This is a genomic window from Streptoalloteichus tenebrarius (assembly GCF_024171885.1).
Lineage (GTDB): Bacteria > Actinomycetota > Actinomycetes > Mycobacteriales > Pseudonocardiaceae > Streptoalloteichus > Streptoalloteichus tenebrarius.
This window is the reverse complement of sequence record NZ_JAMTCP010000033.1, coordinates 24,544-39,004: the sequence shown is the minus strand read 5'-3', so window position 1 is coordinate 39,004 and position 14,461 is coordinate 24,544. Positions and strand designations below refer to the sequence as shown.

The 14,461-nt window shown below is 72.0% G+C and carries 15 protein-coding genes; 12 read left to right on the top strand and 3 right to left on the bottom strand.

What is annotated here, in order from left to right:
- The first annotated feature begins 851 nt into the window (after nucleotides 1-851).
- The 9 genes from coaD to LX15_RS23185 all read left to right on the top strand — a co-directional run bounded on the left by coaD (nucleotide 852) and on the right by LX15_RS23185 (nucleotide 7,340).
- Complete coding sequence (gene coaD / locus LX15_RS23225; RefSeq protein WP_253671757.1) at nucleotides 852-1,334, top strand: pantetheine-phosphate adenylyltransferase; 483 nt, start codon at nucleotides 852-854, stop codon at nucleotides 1,332-1,334.
- Nucleotides 1,335-1,556: 222 nt separating this feature from the next.
- Nucleotides 1,557-1,985 carry a guanyl-specific ribonuclease gene (locus LX15_RS23220; protein ID WP_253671756.1) on the top strand — a complete coding sequence of 143 codons (429 nt, stop codon included), beginning with the start codon at nucleotides 1,557-1,559 and terminating at the stop codon, nucleotides 1,983-1,985.
- A 115-nt stretch (nucleotides 1,986-2,100) separates the two neighbouring features.
- Nucleotides 2,101-2,820 carry a DivIVA domain-containing protein gene (locus LX15_RS23215; protein ID WP_253671791.1) on the top strand — a complete coding sequence of 240 codons (720 nt, stop codon included), beginning with the start codon at nucleotides 2,101-2,103 and terminating at the stop codon, nucleotides 2,818-2,820.
- 137 nt (nucleotides 2,821-2,957) lie between these two features.
- Nucleotides 2,958-3,554, top strand: coding sequence for a YceD family protein (locus tag LX15_RS23210; RefSeq protein WP_253671755.1), 597 nt, complete (start codon nucleotides 2,958-2,960; stop codon nucleotides 3,552-3,554).
- Nucleotides 3,555-3,556: 2 nt separating this feature from the next.
- Complete coding sequence (rpmF, locus tag LX15_RS23205; RefSeq protein ID WP_253671754.1) at nucleotides 3,557-3,739, top strand: 50S ribosomal protein L32; 183 nt, start codon at nucleotides 3,557-3,559, stop codon at nucleotides 3,737-3,739.
- Nucleotides 3,740-3,753: 14 nt separating this feature from the next.
- On the top strand, nucleotides 3,754-4,587 hold the full coding sequence (gene rnc, locus LX15_RS23200) for a ribonuclease III (protein ID WP_253671753.1): 834 nt from the start codon (nucleotides 3,754-3,756) through the stop codon (nucleotides 4,585-4,587).
- 151 nt (nucleotides 4,588-4,738) lie between these two features.
- Nucleotides 4,739-5,602, top strand: coding sequence for a bifunctional DNA-formamidopyrimidine glycosylase/DNA-(apurinic or apyrimidinic site) lyase (gene mutM / locus LX15_RS23195; RefSeq protein WP_253671790.1), 864 nt, complete (start codon nucleotides 4,739-4,741; stop codon nucleotides 5,600-5,602).
- Between the two features lie 242 nt (nucleotides 5,603-5,844).
- Nucleotides 5,845-6,165 carry a PadR family transcriptional regulator gene (locus LX15_RS23190; RefSeq protein WP_253671752.1) on the top strand — a complete coding sequence of 107 codons (321 nt, stop codon included), beginning with the start codon at nucleotides 5,845-5,847 and terminating at the stop codon, nucleotides 6,163-6,165.
- Nucleotides 6,162-7,340, top strand: coding sequence for an HAAS signaling domain-containing protein (locus tag LX15_RS23185; protein WP_253671751.1), 1,179 nt, complete (start codon nucleotides 6,162-6,164; stop codon nucleotides 7,338-7,340). The genes LX15_RS23190 and LX15_RS23185 overlap by 4 nt, the downstream gene beginning before the upstream one ends.
- Before the next feature lie 81 nt (nucleotides 7,341-7,421).
- Here LX15_RS23185 and LX15_RS32670 read toward each other — a convergent pair whose 3' ends face one another.
- The 3 genes from LX15_RS32670 to asnB form a co-directional block, all read right to left on the bottom strand.
- On the bottom strand, nucleotides 7,422-7,712 hold the full coding sequence (locus tag LX15_RS32670; RefSeq protein WP_308213508.1) for a LysR family transcriptional regulator: 291 nt from the start codon (nucleotides 7,710-7,712) through the stop codon (nucleotides 7,422-7,424).
- Nucleotides 7,713-7,886: 174 nt separating this feature from the next.
- Nucleotides 7,887-8,297 carry a MarR family winged helix-turn-helix transcriptional regulator gene (locus LX15_RS23175; RefSeq protein WP_253671750.1) on the bottom strand — a complete coding sequence of 137 codons (411 nt, stop codon included), beginning with the start codon at nucleotides 8,295-8,297 and terminating at the stop codon, nucleotides 7,887-7,889.
- A gap of 43 nt (nucleotides 8,298-8,340) precedes the next feature.
- Nucleotides 8,341-10,179 (bottom strand): asparagine synthase (glutamine-hydrolyzing), encoded by a 1,839-nt coding sequence (gene asnB / locus LX15_RS23170; protein WP_253671749.1) that lies wholly within the window; start codon nucleotides 10,177-10,179, stop codon nucleotides 8,341-8,343.
- 403 nt (nucleotides 10,180-10,582) lie between these two features.
- Here asnB and kdpF point away from each other — a divergent pair, with 403 nt between their 5' ends.
- The 3 genes from kdpF to kdpB all read left to right on the top strand — a co-directional run bounded on the left by kdpF (nucleotide 10,583) and on the right by kdpB (nucleotide 14,459).
- Nucleotides 10,583-10,681, top strand: a complete 99-nt coding sequence (gene kdpF / locus LX15_RS23165) for a K(+)-transporting ATPase subunit F (protein ID WP_253671748.1) — start codon at nucleotides 10,583-10,585, stop codon at nucleotides 10,679-10,681.
- The gene (gene kdpA / locus LX15_RS23160) at nucleotides 10,681-12,342 is read left to right on the top strand and encodes a potassium-transporting ATPase subunit KdpA (RefSeq protein ID WP_253671747.1); all 1,662 of its coding nucleotides are present in this window, start codon (nucleotides 10,681-10,683) and stop codon (nucleotides 12,340-12,342) included. Before kdpF ends, kdpA begins: the two co-directional genes overlap by 1 nt.
- Before the next feature lie 89 nt (nucleotides 12,343-12,431).
- Entirely contained in the window at nucleotides 12,432-14,459 is a 2,028-nt protein-coding gene (kdpB, locus tag LX15_RS23155) for a potassium-transporting ATPase subunit KdpB (RefSeq protein ID WP_253671789.1), read from the top strand.
- The last annotated feature ends 2 nt before the right edge of the window (nucleotides 14,460-14,461 follow it).

Here is a 14,461-nt window from a genome sequence, read left to right as displayed (position 1 = left end):
GTCGACGCGGCCGATGCGGGCAACACAGGCACAGATGGTGCTGGCGCTGGGCGACGCTGACACCTGTCACGGGCGCCACCGGCTGTGACACGGGTACAGACGCCGACACGGACGACACGGACGACACGGTCGCCACGGCGAACAGCCGCCACGGCCGGCGCTGACGCCTGTCGCGGGCGACACCGGCTGTGACATGGGCACGGGTGCCGACACGGTCGACGCGGTCGCCACGGACACAGATGGTGCTGGCGCTGAGCGGCGCTGACGCCTGTCACGGGCGGCACCGACAGCGACACCGAGACGGGCACGGACGCCGACGCGGACGGCGCGAAACAACACGGCCAAACACAGTCGACGCGGTCGCCACGGACACAGATGGTGCTGGCGCTGAGCGGCGCTGACGCCCGCCACGGGCGACACCGACAGCGGCATGGGCACGGGCGCCGACGCGGTCGACACGACCGACACAGTCGACGCGGGCAACCCAGACGCAGACGGTGCCGACGCTGGGTGGCGCTGACACCTGTCACGGGCGGCACCGACAGCGGCACCGACAGCGACACCGAGACGGGCACGGACGCCGACATCGGCACCGAGACACTGACGCTGGGTGACTCCGCCACCGGGGCGCCGCCACCGATGCCGATGCCGATCCACGTACGGACGCGGAGCCCGCGATCCGGGGCTGAACCCCGTCGGGCGGTCGGACGTGCCGCTTTCCCCCGTTCGCGCCGTCCCGCGGGTGTTCGCGCCGGCGCCGCCCGCCGCCCGCGACACGGCCAGGTGACAACGGTCACGCTGCGGGTTCGGCCCGGTGGAGATCGCCCGTTCGGCTGCTACGGTCCGGGCTCATGAGGCGTGCCGTCTACCCCGGCTCCTACGACCCGGTCACCAACGGTCACCTGGATATCGTGGAGCGGGCGGCTCGACTGTTCGACGAGGTCGTCGTCGCGGTAATGATCAACAAGAGTAAGCGCACGCTGTTCACCGTCGAGGAGCGGATGGACATGCTGCGCGAGGTCACCGCGCACCTGCCGAACGTCAGGGTGGACTCCTGGCACGGGCTGCTCGTCGACTACTGCCGGCAGCACGAGATCAACGCCATCGTCAAGGGTCTGCGCGCGGTCAGCGACTTCGACTACGAGCTCCAGATGGCGCAGATGAACCAGCGGCTGTCCGGGGTGGAGACCCTGTTCATGGCCGCGAACCCGCTCTACAGCTTCCTCGCCAGCTCCCTGGCCAAGGAGGTCGCCCAGTTCGGCGGCGACGTCTCCGGACTGCTGCCCCCGCTGGTGGAGAAGCGCGTCCAGCAGCGGCTCGCCGAACAGGCCTGATCCGCCCGTTGCCGGCGGGTGCCCGTCCCGTTCCCTCCGAGCGTGAGCAGAGGACGGGCCGTTCCCCGCTGAACACGGCCCCCGCCAGGGCACACATCTGTCACGGAACAGTCGCCGCCGACGTCCCCGCCAGGGTGCTTTCCCACGGGGAACCAGCCTGGCGTCGACGATTTCACGTGATCGACAGCGGTTGATCACCCGACGCCGCTACCGTCCGCGGCCATGGGTCACATCACCGCTCGCGCCGTCAAGGCGTTACTCGTCTCCCTGCTCGCGATGGTCGGCATGGTCGGCGGCGTCGTCGCCCCCGCGTCGGCCGCCCCGGACGCCGCGTCGACGCTCGCCGCCGCCTGCGGCGACACCTCCGGCTTCCGCAAGGTCGCGCTGTCCAGCCTGCCCAGCCAGGCCACCGACACCGTCCGGCTGATCAAGAAGGGCGGGCCGTACCCGTACCCGCAGGACGGCACGGTCTTCCGCAACCGGGAGAACATCCTGCCCCGGTGCTCCACCGGCTACTACCACGAGTACACCGTGAAGACCCCGGGCAGCTCCACCAGGGGCGCGCGGCGGATCGTCACCGGGAACGCCGGGGAGTACTTCTACACGGCCGACCACTACCGCAGCTTCGTTCTGGTCAACATCTACGCTTGATCGCACCGGGTGCCTCCCCGCGCGTCGGACACGCGCGGGGAGGTAATCCCCGGGGCCGCTGAGCATGGGGGGCAGACTGGTGCGGAAGATGCCGCCGGCGGGCGAGGAGACGGACGTGTACCGGGTGTTCGAGGCGCTCGACGAGCTGGTCACCATCGTCGAGGAGGCGCGCGGCGTTCCCATGACCTCCGGCTGCGTCGTCCCCAGGGGGGACGTGCTGGAGCTGCTCGACGACGTGCGGGACGCCATCCCCACCGAGCTGGACGACGCCCAGGACGTGCTCGACCACCGGGACGAGGTCGTCGCCAACGCGCGCAACGAGGCCGAGAAGCTCGTCGGCCAGGCCCGCGCGGACGCCGAGCGGACCATCGCCGAGGCCCGCGCCGAGGCGGAGCGGCTGGTGTCCGAGGCCAGGGCGCACGCCGAGCGCATGGTCACCGACGCGCGGAGCGAGGCCGAGCGGGCCGTCGCCGCGGGCAGGGCCCACTACGAGGAGCTGGTCGGCAGGGCGCAGGCCGAGGCCGACCGCATGTTGCAGGCCGGCAGGGAGTCCTACGAGCGCGCCGTGGAGGACGGCCGCGCCGAGCAGGCTCGGCTGGTCTCCCAGACCGAGGTCGTGCAGGCCGCGCGCGCGGAGTCCCAGCGCATCGTGGAGTCGGCCACCGCCGAGGCGCAGCGGCTGCGTGGCGAGTGCGACGCCTACGTCGACAACAAGCTGGCCGACTTCGAGGACCTCCTCGGCCGCACGATGCGTACCGTGGAGAAGGGGCGCCAGCAGCTCAGGAGCCCGGCGGGCGGCGGCAACGGCATGGTCGGCTTCGACTACCAGGTCTGATCCGCCCCGTCGGCGCGCGCCGACGCGAGACGGCGTGGGAACGGCCGGCGACCCCGCCGATTTCCACAAGCGCCGACGCGTCCCGTACCCTGGGCGAGCTGGTCGCGTCCGTTCACCAGCGAGCCAATCTGGAGAAGATGTCCGAGTCAGCCATGCCCGAGCACACCGCCGCACCGGCCCACCCCGCTCCGACGAGCCCCTGGGTGATCGACACCAGGGACCTCGGCCGTCGCGCGGGCAACAGCCGTCGGCAGGAGCGGACCGCGCCGGCCCCGTCCGGCTTCGGCTTCCCCGGTGTGATCGAGGTGCCCGAGGGCGCCGACGTCGAGCTGAACCTCCTGCTGGAGTCGGTGGTGGAGGGGGTCCTGGTCTCCGGGACCGTCACCGCGCCGACCGTCGGCGAGTGCTCGCGCTGCCTGGACGAGCTGTCCGGGCGGCTCACGGTGGACATCACCGAGCTGTTCGCCTACCCGGACAGCGCGACCGAGGCCAGCACCGACGAGGACGAGGTGAGCCGGGTCGTCGACGACCTGATCGACCTCGAACCCGTGGTCCGCGACGCCGTGGTGCTGGCGTTGCCCCGCATCCCGCTGTGTTCGGCGGACTGCCAGGGGCTGTGCCCGGAGTGCGGCGGCAAGCTGGCCGACCTCGGCCCCGACCACGGGCATGAGAGGATTGACCCTCGCTGGGCCGCGCTGAGGGAGCGGTTCGGCGACACCGAGGAGGAGAACTAGTCGTGGCCGTCCCGAAGCGGAAGATGTCGCGTGCCAACACCCGCTCGCGTCGCGCGCAGTGGAAGACGAGCGCGCCGGTCCTGGTGGCGTGCAACAACCGCGCGTGCCGGCAGCCGAAGCTGCAGCACGTGGCGTGCCCGCACTGCGGCACCTACGACGGCCGCCAGGTCGTCCAGCCGGCCTGAGCGGGGTAGCGCTCGTGGGGGGTAGGGCGTCGCGGGGCAGGACCGTTGACCGCGCCTCGCTGCTCGAAGCGCTCGGCGTCGAACTCGACGCCGAGCTCCTCACGCTCGCGCTGACCCACCGTTCCTACGCGTACGAGAACGGCGGCATCCCGCCGAACGAGCGACTGGAGTTCCTCGGCGACGCGGTGCTCGGCCTGGTGGTCACCGACCACCTGTACCGCACGCACCCCGACCTCGCCGAGGGGCAGCTCGCCAAGCTGCGGGCGAGCGTGGTCAACATGCACGCGCTCGCCGGGGTGGCCCGTGCGCTGGGACCGGGCGGGCTCGGCGCGCACCTGTTGCTCGGCAGGGGTGAGGAGCTGACCGGCGGCCGGGACAAGGCGAGCATCCTCGCCGACGGCCTGGAGGCCGTGATCGGGGCCGTCTACCTGCGGCACGGCGTGGAGACGGCCAGGGAGCTGGTGCACCGGCTGTTCGCCACGCTGCTGGCGGAGGCGCCCCGGCGGGGCGCGGGGCTGGACTGGAAGACCAGTCTCCAGGAGCTCACCGCGGCGGAGAACCTCGGCGTGCCGGAGTACCGGGTCGCCGAGGAGGGTCCCGACCACCGCAAGGAGTTCACCGCGACCGTGTTGGTGGGGGGCAACCCCCTGGGCACGGGGGACGGGCGGACCAAGAAGGAGGCCGAGCAGAAGGCCGCCGAGGCCGCCTGGCGCGCGCTCTCCGTCAGCGGTGACGAGGCCGGAGCCGCCGGGGACGCCGTGCCTGGTGACACGGCGCCGGACGCGGCCGACGCCGCCGCGCGCAACGGCGTGACCAGCGACGGAGGGGCTTCCGGCTCCGCCGGCTGAACGGCGCGATCGACGGCGTGCGATCGACGCGTGCGATCGACCACACGACCGGGTCGGGGGTTCGCCCCCGGCCCGGTCGTCGTCGTTCGGGGGTTGTGGGTTCGCCCACCCCGGGCGGAGGTCGTCGGTGGCCGCGACGACAATCGGGGGCGTGCCCGAACTGCCCGAGGTCGAAGTCGTCCGCCGCGGACTCCACCGGCACGTCGCCGGTCGGGTCGTCGCCGAGGTCGAGGTGCGGCATCCCCGCGCGGTGCGCCGGCACGTCCCCGGCGCGGCCGACTTCGCGGCGCGGCTCGCGGGCCGGCGGTTCGAGGCGGCCCGCCGGCGCGGCAAGTACCTGTGGCTGGACCTCGACGGCGGGGCCGAGGCGGTGATCGCGCACCTCGGGATGAGCGGGCAGATGCTCGTGCGACCGGTGGGCGCCGCCGAGGAGACGCACCTGCGGGTGCGTTTCCGGTTCGCCGACGACGGCCCCGAGCTGCGGTTCGTGGACCAGCGCACGTTCGGGGGCATGGCCGTCGCGGAGCTGGTGCCCTCGGCGGGGACCCTGGTCCCGGCGCCGGTCGCGCACATCGCGTTGGACCCGCTCGACCCGGCCTACGACCCGGAGGCCGCCGTGGTGGCGTTGCGCCGCCGGCGGACGGAGCTGAAGCGGGCGCTGCTGGACCAGACGGTGGTGTCGGGCATCGGCAACATCTACGCCGACGAGGCGTTGTGGCGGGTCGGGTTGCACGGCTCGCGCCCGACGGCGTCGTTGCCGCCGGCCGAGGCGCGTGCGGTGTTGGCCGCCGCCACCGAGGTGATGACCGAGGCGCTGGGTGAGGGCGGCACCTCGTTCGACGCGATGTACGTCAACGTCAACGGCGAGTCGGGGTACTTCGACCGCTCGTTGAACGTCTATGGGCAGGAGGGGCGCCCGTGCCGGCGGTGCGGCGCCCCGATCCGGCGGGACCCGTTCATGAACCGGTCGTCGTTCACCTGTCCGAGCTGCCAGCCCCGGCCGCGTACCGCCTGATCGGGCTGCCTGCTCCCGCCGCACGGTGACTCGCGCGGGTCTCCACGCCGTGAACCGCTCGGTCACGTCCTCCGTTCGGATGTCCTGCGGGGAGGCTTCGCGCGTCTCGGCTGAGCGCCTTCGCCGCGCGCTGACCTCTCCGCCCTTCCCCTGACCAGGGTGTCTCCCGGGACGAGACCCTCTGTTTGCACGGTACCGCGCTATGCGTAGTACTGTGTGCCGCGCGACAGAGGAGAGGTGACGTGGACACCAGTCAACTGCTCAAGGGTGTGCTCGACCTCGCGGTGCTGGCCGTGCTGCGCGAGGAGGACGGCTACGGCTACGACGTGCTCCGCCGGCTCCGCAAGGCCGGTCTCGCCGAGGTCGGCGACGCCTCGGTGTACGGCACGCTGCGCCGGCTCTACCGGGCCGGCCTGCTGACCTCGTACGTGGTGCCCAGCGAGGAGGGCCCGCACCGCAAGTACTACAGCCTGAACGCCCCGGGACGGGAGCGGTTGGCCGAGGCGGCCACCACGTGGCGGGTGTTCGCGGCGGCGATGAACGACCTGGTGGAGGCGGCATGAACACGACGGTGGGGAACGGCGTCGGGGCCTACCTGGAGCGGATGCGCGCGGCGCTGTCCGACCTCCCGCCGGGGGAGGTCGCCGACGTGCTGGAGGACGTGGCGCCGCACCTCGCGGAGGTGGCGGCGGAGCTGGGCGGCGCGCCCACGGTCCAGGCCCTCGCCGAGAGGTGCGGCGAGCCGGAGGCGTACGCCGCCGAGCTGCGGGCGGCGGCCGGCTATCCGGAGCCGAGCGCGGGCGCGACACCCGGGACCGGCGGGGTGATCGCCGCCCGGGTGGCGGTCTGGAGCGTCGCCGCCTACGCCGCGCTGTTCCTCGCGGCTCCGCCGCTGCTGGTCGCCTTCGAGGGCTTCTACGGCGGCTTCCGGAAGCTGCTCGCGCTGGCGGTCCTCCTGCTGGCCGGGGTCGCGGTGGTCTCCACGCCGTTCCTGCGTCGGACCTCCGCCGGTGTGCCCGAGGTGAAGCGGCTGCCCGAGGTGCGGTGGGCGCTGAGGTGGCACGGTGAGCTGAGGCGGCGCGCCCAGAGCGTCACGTCCTTTCTCGCGTCGTTGCAGCCGGCGTGGTGGGTGGTGCGCGCGGTGGTCGCCGGTCTGCTCGCGTCCTGGCTGGGGCCGGCGAGGAGTCACGTCCTCACCGCCGTGGTCGTGGCCGCGGTCGTGCTGGTGCCCTCGCTGTGGCTTGGCGGGCGGAGCAGGGCGGACCGCCGCTGGCTGTGGCTGGTCGTGCCGGCCAACGCGCTCGCGGCCGGCCTGTGCCTGACCGTGGTCAACGTCGGCTCGCTCGCCGTCCCGTCCTACGAGATCGGCAACGTCGCCAGCCGGACGGGGCTGTGGCACGACGACCGCCACGTGGCGAACCTCTATGTCTTCGACCGGGACGGCAAACCCCTGACCGACGTGTACGTCTACGACCAGGACGGCCGGCCCATCGACCTCCCCGGCACGTTCTGCGACGCCACGCGCCCGGCCGAGGAGGGGAACCAGTACCCGCGCCCCATGGCTGACTACGGGGGCAGGGGACGGTGCCACCAGGTCGAGGGGGTCCCGTTCTCGGTGGCGATCCCGAAGTCGACGCCCAGCTCGTCGGCGAAGCCGCCGACCAGCGCCACGCCGGAGCCGCCGGCGTCCAGCGCTCCGTCGTCGTCGCCAGCCCCGACCACCACGGCGGGTCGCTGAGACCGCGAGCGCCGGACCACCCGCGTGGTCCGGCGCTCGCGGTGCGCGTGCCCGGTCGGTGTCCCGTGCTGGCGCGGGTGGTCAGGAGGCGGCGGGCTCCACGAGGTGGACGGGCGGCCGGCCTCCGGTGGTCCCGCGCATGGTGTCGATCAGGGCGAGGACCGCGCGTGCCCGCGGCAGGACGCGCTGCCCGTCCGGGGTGAGCCGGGAGCCGGCCGGCTCCCGGTGGAACAGGCGGACGCCCAGGGTCCGCTCCAGGCACCGGATCTGGTAGCTGATCGCCGGCTGGGAGTACCCCAGCGCCCTGGCCGCGAGGTCCATCCGGCCCAGCTCGGCGATGCGGACGAACGCGCGCAGCTCCCGCTCGTGCACCGTCGTTCCCCTCTCCTGACCCTCGACCGAGGGAGTGAGGTGAGCGATTCACCACCCACCGAAGGTGGGCGGAACATTAGCAACGGAGCGGGCCGCCGCTCCACGAGATCCGACGTCTTCTGGCCGAATCCGGCCGGTCGGTCTTGTCGCGGGGCGCTCGGGGTGCTAGGCCGGTCAACCGCCCGCCAACCGGCGCAGCAGCGGCGTGGCCGCCAGCACCACGCCCCGTTCCTCCGGGGTCAGCTCGGCCATGCGGAGGTCCAACAGCTCCGCCTCGCGTCGCGCGACCCAGACGACGCGCTCCTGCCCCTCGTCGGTCAACGTGATCAACACGGCTCTGCCGTCCGCCGGGTCGGGCTGCCGCCGCACGAGCCCCGTGCCCTCCAGCCCGGCCACCACCGTGGTGGCGGTCGGCTGCGAGCAGGGGACCCGTGCGGCGAGCTCGCCGATCCGCGTCGGGCCGTGCTCCATGAGCAACGACAGCACGATGAGCTGTGTCGGCGGGAGGTCGGTGGTGGACACCCGCAGGGTCCGGTTCAGCCGATGCACCGCCAGCACGAGCTGGAGGGCGTCCTCCTCGGTCACCTGCCGCACCACCGGCCACTCCCGTCTGTCCGACTTCTCCCGGTCAGGACAGTTTGAGCACCGGACGCCGGATCTCCAACCAGGTGGCCACGTCGAGCAGTCGCTCCAGGCGGCTGCGCTCACCGGCCACCACCTTCTCCGGATCGCGTCGCGCCAGCTCCAGCACGGCCTCCCTGTCGACCAGGTCCAGCGCCGGGCTGTCGCCGGCCAGCAGGTCCTGGACCTGATGCTGGAGGTCGACCAGGTACTGGACGTCCTGCGTGGACGGGTAGGGGCTCTTGACCCGCTCCACCACCGAGCGGGGCAGCACGTCCTGGGCCGCCGCGCGGAGCAGGCTCTTCTCCCTGCCGTCGAAGGTCTTCATCGACCACGGCGTGTTGAAGACGTACTGCACCAGGCGGTGGTCGCAGAACGGCACCCGGACCTCCAGGCCGACCGCCATGCTCATCCGGTCCTTGCGGTCCAGCAGCATGCGCACGAACCGGGTCAGGTGCAGGTAGCAGATCTCGCGCATGCGCCGCTCGTGCTCGTCCTCGCCGTCGAGCACCGGGACCTCGGCCAGCGCCTCGGCGTAGCGGTCCCTGACGTAGGTCCCCAGGTCCAGGGTGGCCGTCAGCTCGGGCGAGAGCAGCGCGTTCGGCCGGAGCTGGCTGGACAGGGCCGTGGCGATCCACGGGAACATCTCCGCCTTCTGCACGGCGGGGTCGTGGAACCACTTGTACCCGCCGAACACCTCGTCGGCGGACTCGCCGGACAGCGCGACCGTCGAGTGCTCCCGGATGGCCCGGAACAGCAGCAGCAACGAGTAGTCGATGTCGCCGAAGCCGATCGGGAAGTCCCTCGCGGCCACGGTGGCCCTGCGGACCTCGGGGTCGGCCAGCGTGGAGTGGTCGAGCACGATGTCCCGGTGGTCCGAGCCCACGTGCTGGGCCACGTCCCGCACGAACGGCGCGTCCGGGGTGCCGCGCAGCTCGTCGGGCCGGAAGTTCTCGGTCTGCCCGACGAAGTCGACGGCGAAGCTGCGCACCTTCTCGCCCTGCTCGGCGAGCTGCCGCCCGGCCAGCGCGGTGATGGCGCTGGAGTCGAGCCCGCCGGAGAGCAGCACGCACCGGGGCACGTCGGCGACGAGCTGGCGACGCACGATGTCGTCGAGCAGCTCGCGCACCCTGGCCACGGTCGTCGGGACGTCGTCGCGGTGCTCGATCGCCTCCAGCCGCCAGTAGACGCGCTCCCGCAGCCCGTTGCGGTCGACGGTCACGACGGTGCCGGGGAGCACCTCGCGCATGCCCGCGTAGATGGCGTGGCCCGGCGTCTTGCTGAAGCTGAACAGCTCGCGCAGACCGTCGGCGTCGACCACCGGCTCGGCCAGGGGGTTGGCCAGGATCGCCTTGGGCTCCGAGCCGAACAGCACGCCGTCGGGGGTGGGGTAGTGGTAGAGCGGCTTGATGCCCATGCGGTCCCGCATGAGCACGAGCTTCTCCTCGCGGCCGTCCCAGATCGCGAAGGCGTACATGCCGTTGAGCCGCTCGGCCAGGCCCTCGCCCCACTCCAGGTAGCCGCGCAGGACCACCTCGGTGTCGCTGTCGGTGCGGAACTCGTGGCCCCTGCTCCGCAGCTCGGAGCGCAGCTCGGTGAAGTTGTAGGCCTCGCCGCTGTAGGTCAGGGCGACCGGGCCGGCGGGGGTGTCCACCACCATCGGCTGGCGCCCGCCCTCCAGGTCGATGATCGACAGTCGGCGGTGCCCGAGGCCGGCGTGCCGGCTCAGCCAGACGCCCGAGGCGTCGGGGCCCCGGCAGAGCATCGTCTCGGTCATGGCGTCCAGCGCCGGCCGCTCGGTGGTGAGGTCACGCTCGAAGGACACCCAGCCCGCGATACCGCACACGGTGTCTCTCCTCCTTCACGCAGGGATAGATACATAGCAAATCTATGTACTTGAGCGGACGGTAACAGCCCCGCAACTGGGTGGTCATCCGGGGGAGATCTTTTACTGACCGTGACCGCTGGTCCGGTCGGTCCTGTTTGTTCACCCGGAACGGGTGAATCGGGGAGGCGAGGGTCACCCCGGCCGTCAAGAACCCGTCAACGCGGATCAGGGGCGCGTCAAGAGGCCGTCAGACGCCCCTGAACGGGTGCAGGGGCGGAGCACTCTTTCGGCGAACCGGTCACCAGAAGGGGTGACCCGTCACCGAAGAGGGGTGCACGCAGATGGCCGATCTGGCCTACGCCGTGCTGCTGATTGGTGTGTTCCTGCTCCTCGCGCTGACCCTGCGCGGACTGGAGCGGCTGTGAGCACCGGCCTCGCGGCGAACGTCGTCGGCGCCGTCCTCGGCCTGCTGCTGGTCGTCTACCTGTTCGTCGCCCTGATCCGCCCGGAGAAGTTCTGATGTCCCCCACCCTGGCCGGCCTGGCCCAGGTCGGCCTCCTCGTCGTGGCCCTGGCCGTGTGCTACCGGCCCCTCGGCGACCACATGGCCCGCGTCTACACCGCCGAAGGGCACTGGAAGGTGGAACGCGCGCTGTACCGGATCGTCCGGGTCAACCCGGACTCCGAGCAGCGCTGGACCACCTACGCGGCGGGCGTGCTCGGGTTCTCGTTCGTCTCGATCGTGCTGCTCTACCTGCTCCAGCGGCTCCAGCCGCTGCTGCCGCTGGACCTCGGTCGCGGCGCGGTCGACCCCGGCATCGCCTTCAACACCGCCGTCAGCTTCGTGACCAACACGAACTGGCAGTCCTACTCGCCCGAGGCGGTGCTGGGACACACGGTGCAGATGGCCGGCCTGACGGTGCAGAACTTCGTCTCCGCTGCCGTCGGCATGGCCGTCGCCGTGGCCCTGGTGCGCGGCTTCGTCAGGGCGAGGACCGACCGGCTCGGCAACTTCTGGGTCGACCTGACCCGGGGCGTCACCCGCGTCCTGCTGCCGATCGCCTTCGTGGCCGCGATCGTCCTGGTCGCGCTCGGCGCGGTGATGAGCCTGGCCAGGGGCGTGCAGATCACCGGCGTCGACGGCGTCCAGCGGACCCTGGCGCTGGCCCCCGCGGCCAGCCAGGAGGTCATCAAGGAGCTGGGCACCAACGGCGGCGGCATCTTCAACGCCAACTCGTCGCACCCCTTCGAGAACCCCAACGCCTGGACCAACCTCTTCGAGATCTTCCTGATCCTGCTCATCCCGGTCGCGCTGACCAGGACGCTGGGCACGATGGTCGGCGACCGCAAGCAGGGCTACGTCCTGCTGTCGGTGATGGGCCTGCTGTGGGGCGCGCTCCTGACCGTGGCCTGGTGGGCGGAGTCGCACCCCAACGGGGTGGCCTCGCTCGCCGCGGGCGCCGCGATGGAGGGCAAGGAGGTCCGCTTCGGCATTCCGAGCACCGCGTTGTTCGCGGTGAGCACCACCGGAACATCCACCGGCGCGGTCAACGGCATGCACGACAGCCTCACCGGTCTCGGTGGCGGCGTCACCCTGCTCAACATGCTCCTCGGCGAGGTCGCGCCGGGCGGTGTGGGCGCCGGCCTCTACGGCATCCTGGTGATGGCCGTGATCGCGGTGTTCCTCGCCGGCCTGATGGTCGGCCGCACCCCGGAGTACCTGGGCAAGAAGCTGGGCCGCAGGGAGGTCACCGCCGCCGCCATCGCCATGCTGTCCATGCCGACGGTGGTCCTGGTCGGCACCGGTGTCGCGCTGCTGCTGCCCAGCACCACGGGGTTTCTCAACAACCCCGGCGCGCACGGGCTGTCCGAAGTGCTCTACGCCTACGCCTCCACCGGCAACAACAACGGCAGTGCCTTCGGCGGCCTCACCGTGACCAGCGACTTCTTCCAGTCCACGCTGGGCCTCGCGATGCTGTTCGGCCGCTTCCTGCCCATCCTCGCGGTGCTGGCGCTCGCCGGTTCCCTCGCCCAGCAGCGGAAGGTGCCGCCCACCGTCGGCACGCTGCCCACCGGCAGCCCGCTGTTCGCCGGGATGCTCCTCGGCACCGTCGTCCTCGTCGCCGCGCTGACCTTCCTGCCGGCGCTGGCGCTCGGCCCCATCGCGGAGGCTCTGGCATGAGCACCACCACCCCGCTCCGCACCCCGGAGCACGACCCCTACACCCCGGAACAGGCGCGGGACCTGCACGCCGAGCGCACGGGGCGCAAGATGAGGGCCGGCGCGTTCAACGCCCGGCAGCTCCTCACCTCGCTGCCGGACGCCTTCCGCAAGCTGCACCCCAAGCACCAGCTCCCCAACCCCGTCCTGTTCGTCGTGTGGATCGGGTCGGTGCTCGTCACGGTGTTCGCCGTGCTGGAGCCCAGCGTCTTCAGCATCGCCGTCGCCGCGTGGCTGTGGTTCACCGTGCTCTTCGCCAACCTCGCCGAGGCGGTCGCCGAGGGCAGGGGCAAGGCGCAGGCCGAGTCGCTGCGGAAGATGCGCAGGGACACGGTCGCGCGCCGGCTGCGCGAGGACGGCACCGAGGAGGAGGTCCCCGGCAACGACCTGCGGGTCGGCGACCTGGTGGTCGTGGAGGCCGGGCAGATCATCCCGGGCGACGGCGACATCGTCGAGGGCATCGCGACCGTCGACGAGTCGGCCATCACCGGCGAGTCCGCCCCGGTGATCCGGGAGTCCGGCGGCGACCGCTCCGCCGTCACCGGCGGCACGACCGTGCTGTCCGACCGGATCGTCGTGCGGATCGCCACCAAGCCCGGCGAGTCCTTCGTGGACAAGATGATCGCGTTGGTCGAGGGCGCCGAACGGCAGAAGACGCCGAACGAGGTCGCGCTGACCATCCTGCTGGCCACGCTGACGATCATCTTCCTGCTGGTCACCCTGGCGTTGCAGCCGATGGCCGCCTACTCGGGCCGGCAGGTGTCGGTGATCGTGCTGACCGCGCTGCTGGTCTGCCTGATCCCCACCACGATCGGCGCGCTGCTCTCCGCGATCGGCATCGCCGGCATGGACCGCCTGGTGCAGCGCAACGTGCTGGCCAAGTCCGGCCGCGCCGTCGAGGCGGCGGGCGACATCGACACCCTGCTGCTCGACAAGACCGGCACCATCACCTTCGGCAACCGGCGCTGCACCGAGCTGATCCCGGTCGGCGGCGTGGGCGTGGCCGAGCTGGCCGCCGCGGCCCGGCTGTCCAGCCTCGCCGACGAGACGCCCGAGGGCCGCAGCATCGTCGAGCTGTGCGCGCGGGACCACGGCCTGGCGGCCGAGGCCGACGCCGGCGAGCGCTCCGCCGAGTTCGTCCCGTTCACCGCGCAGACCCGCATGAGCGGCGTGGACCTCGACGGCGCCCAGGTCCGCAAGGGCGCGGCCGGGTCGGTGAAGGCGTGGATCCGCGAGCACGGCGGCGTGGTGCCGCCCGAGGTGGACCAGGTCGTGGACGCGATCTCCGCCGAGGGCGGGACGCCCCTGGTGTGCGCGGCGGCCCGCGACGGCTCCGCCAGGGTGCTCGGCGTGATCCGGCTGTCGGACGTGGTCAAGCCCGGCATGCGGGAGCGGTTCGAGGAACTGCGGGCCATGGGCATCCGCACGGTCATGGTCACCGGCGACAACCCGTTGACCGCCAGGGCCATCGCGGAGGAGGCCGGCGTCGACGACTACCTCGCCGAGGCCAAGCCCGAGGACAAGATGGACCTGATCCGCAAGGAGCAGGAGGGCGGCCGGCTCGTCGCGATGACCGGCGACGGCACCAACGACGCGCCGGCGCTGGCCCAGGCCGACGTGGGCGTGGCCATGAACACCGGGACCATGGCGGCCAAGGAGGCCGGCAACATGGTCGACCTGGACTCCGACCCGACGAAGCTGATCGAGGTTGTCGAGGTCGGCAAGCAGATGCTGATCACGCGGGGCGCGTTGACCACCTTCAGCATCGCCAACGACCTCGCGAAGTACTTCGCGATCCTGCCCGCGATGTTCATGGCCATCTACCCGCAGCTCGACAAGATCAACATCATGCGGCTGGCCACCCCGGAGTCGGCCATCCTCTCCGCGGTCATCTTCAACGCGCTGGTGATCGTGGCGCTGATCCCGCTCGCGCTGCGCGGCGTGCGCTACCGCCCGTCGACGGCCTCCGCGCTGCTGCGCCGCAACCTGCTGGTGTACGGCCTCGGCGGCATCGTCACGCCGTTCGTCGGCATCTGGCTCATCGACCTGCTGGTCCGGCTGATCCCGGGAATCGGGTGATC

Coding starts and splice junctions, on each gene's coding strand:
- coaD (WP_253671757.1), top strand. CDS start 852: ATGAGGCGTGCCGTCTACCCCGGCTCCTACGACCCGGTCACCAACGGT.
- LX15_RS23220 (WP_253671756.1), top strand. CDS start 1,557: ATGGGTCACATCACCGCTCGCGCCGTCAAGGCGTTACTCGTCTCCCTG.
- LX15_RS23210 (WP_253671755.1), top strand. CDS start 2,958: ATGTCCGAGTCAGCCATGCCCGAGCACACCGCCGCACCGGCCCACCCC.
- LX15_RS23185 (WP_253671751.1), top strand. CDS start 6,162: ATGAACACGACGGTGGGGAACGGCGTCGGGGCCTACCTGGAGCGGATG.
- kdpA (WP_253671747.1), top strand. CDS start 10,681: ATGTCCCCCACCCTGGCCGGCCTGGCCCAGGTCGGCCTCCTCGTCGTG.
- kdpB (WP_253671789.1), top strand. CDS start 12,432: ATGAGGGCCGGCGCGTTCAACGCCCGGCAGCTCCTCACCTCGCTGCCG.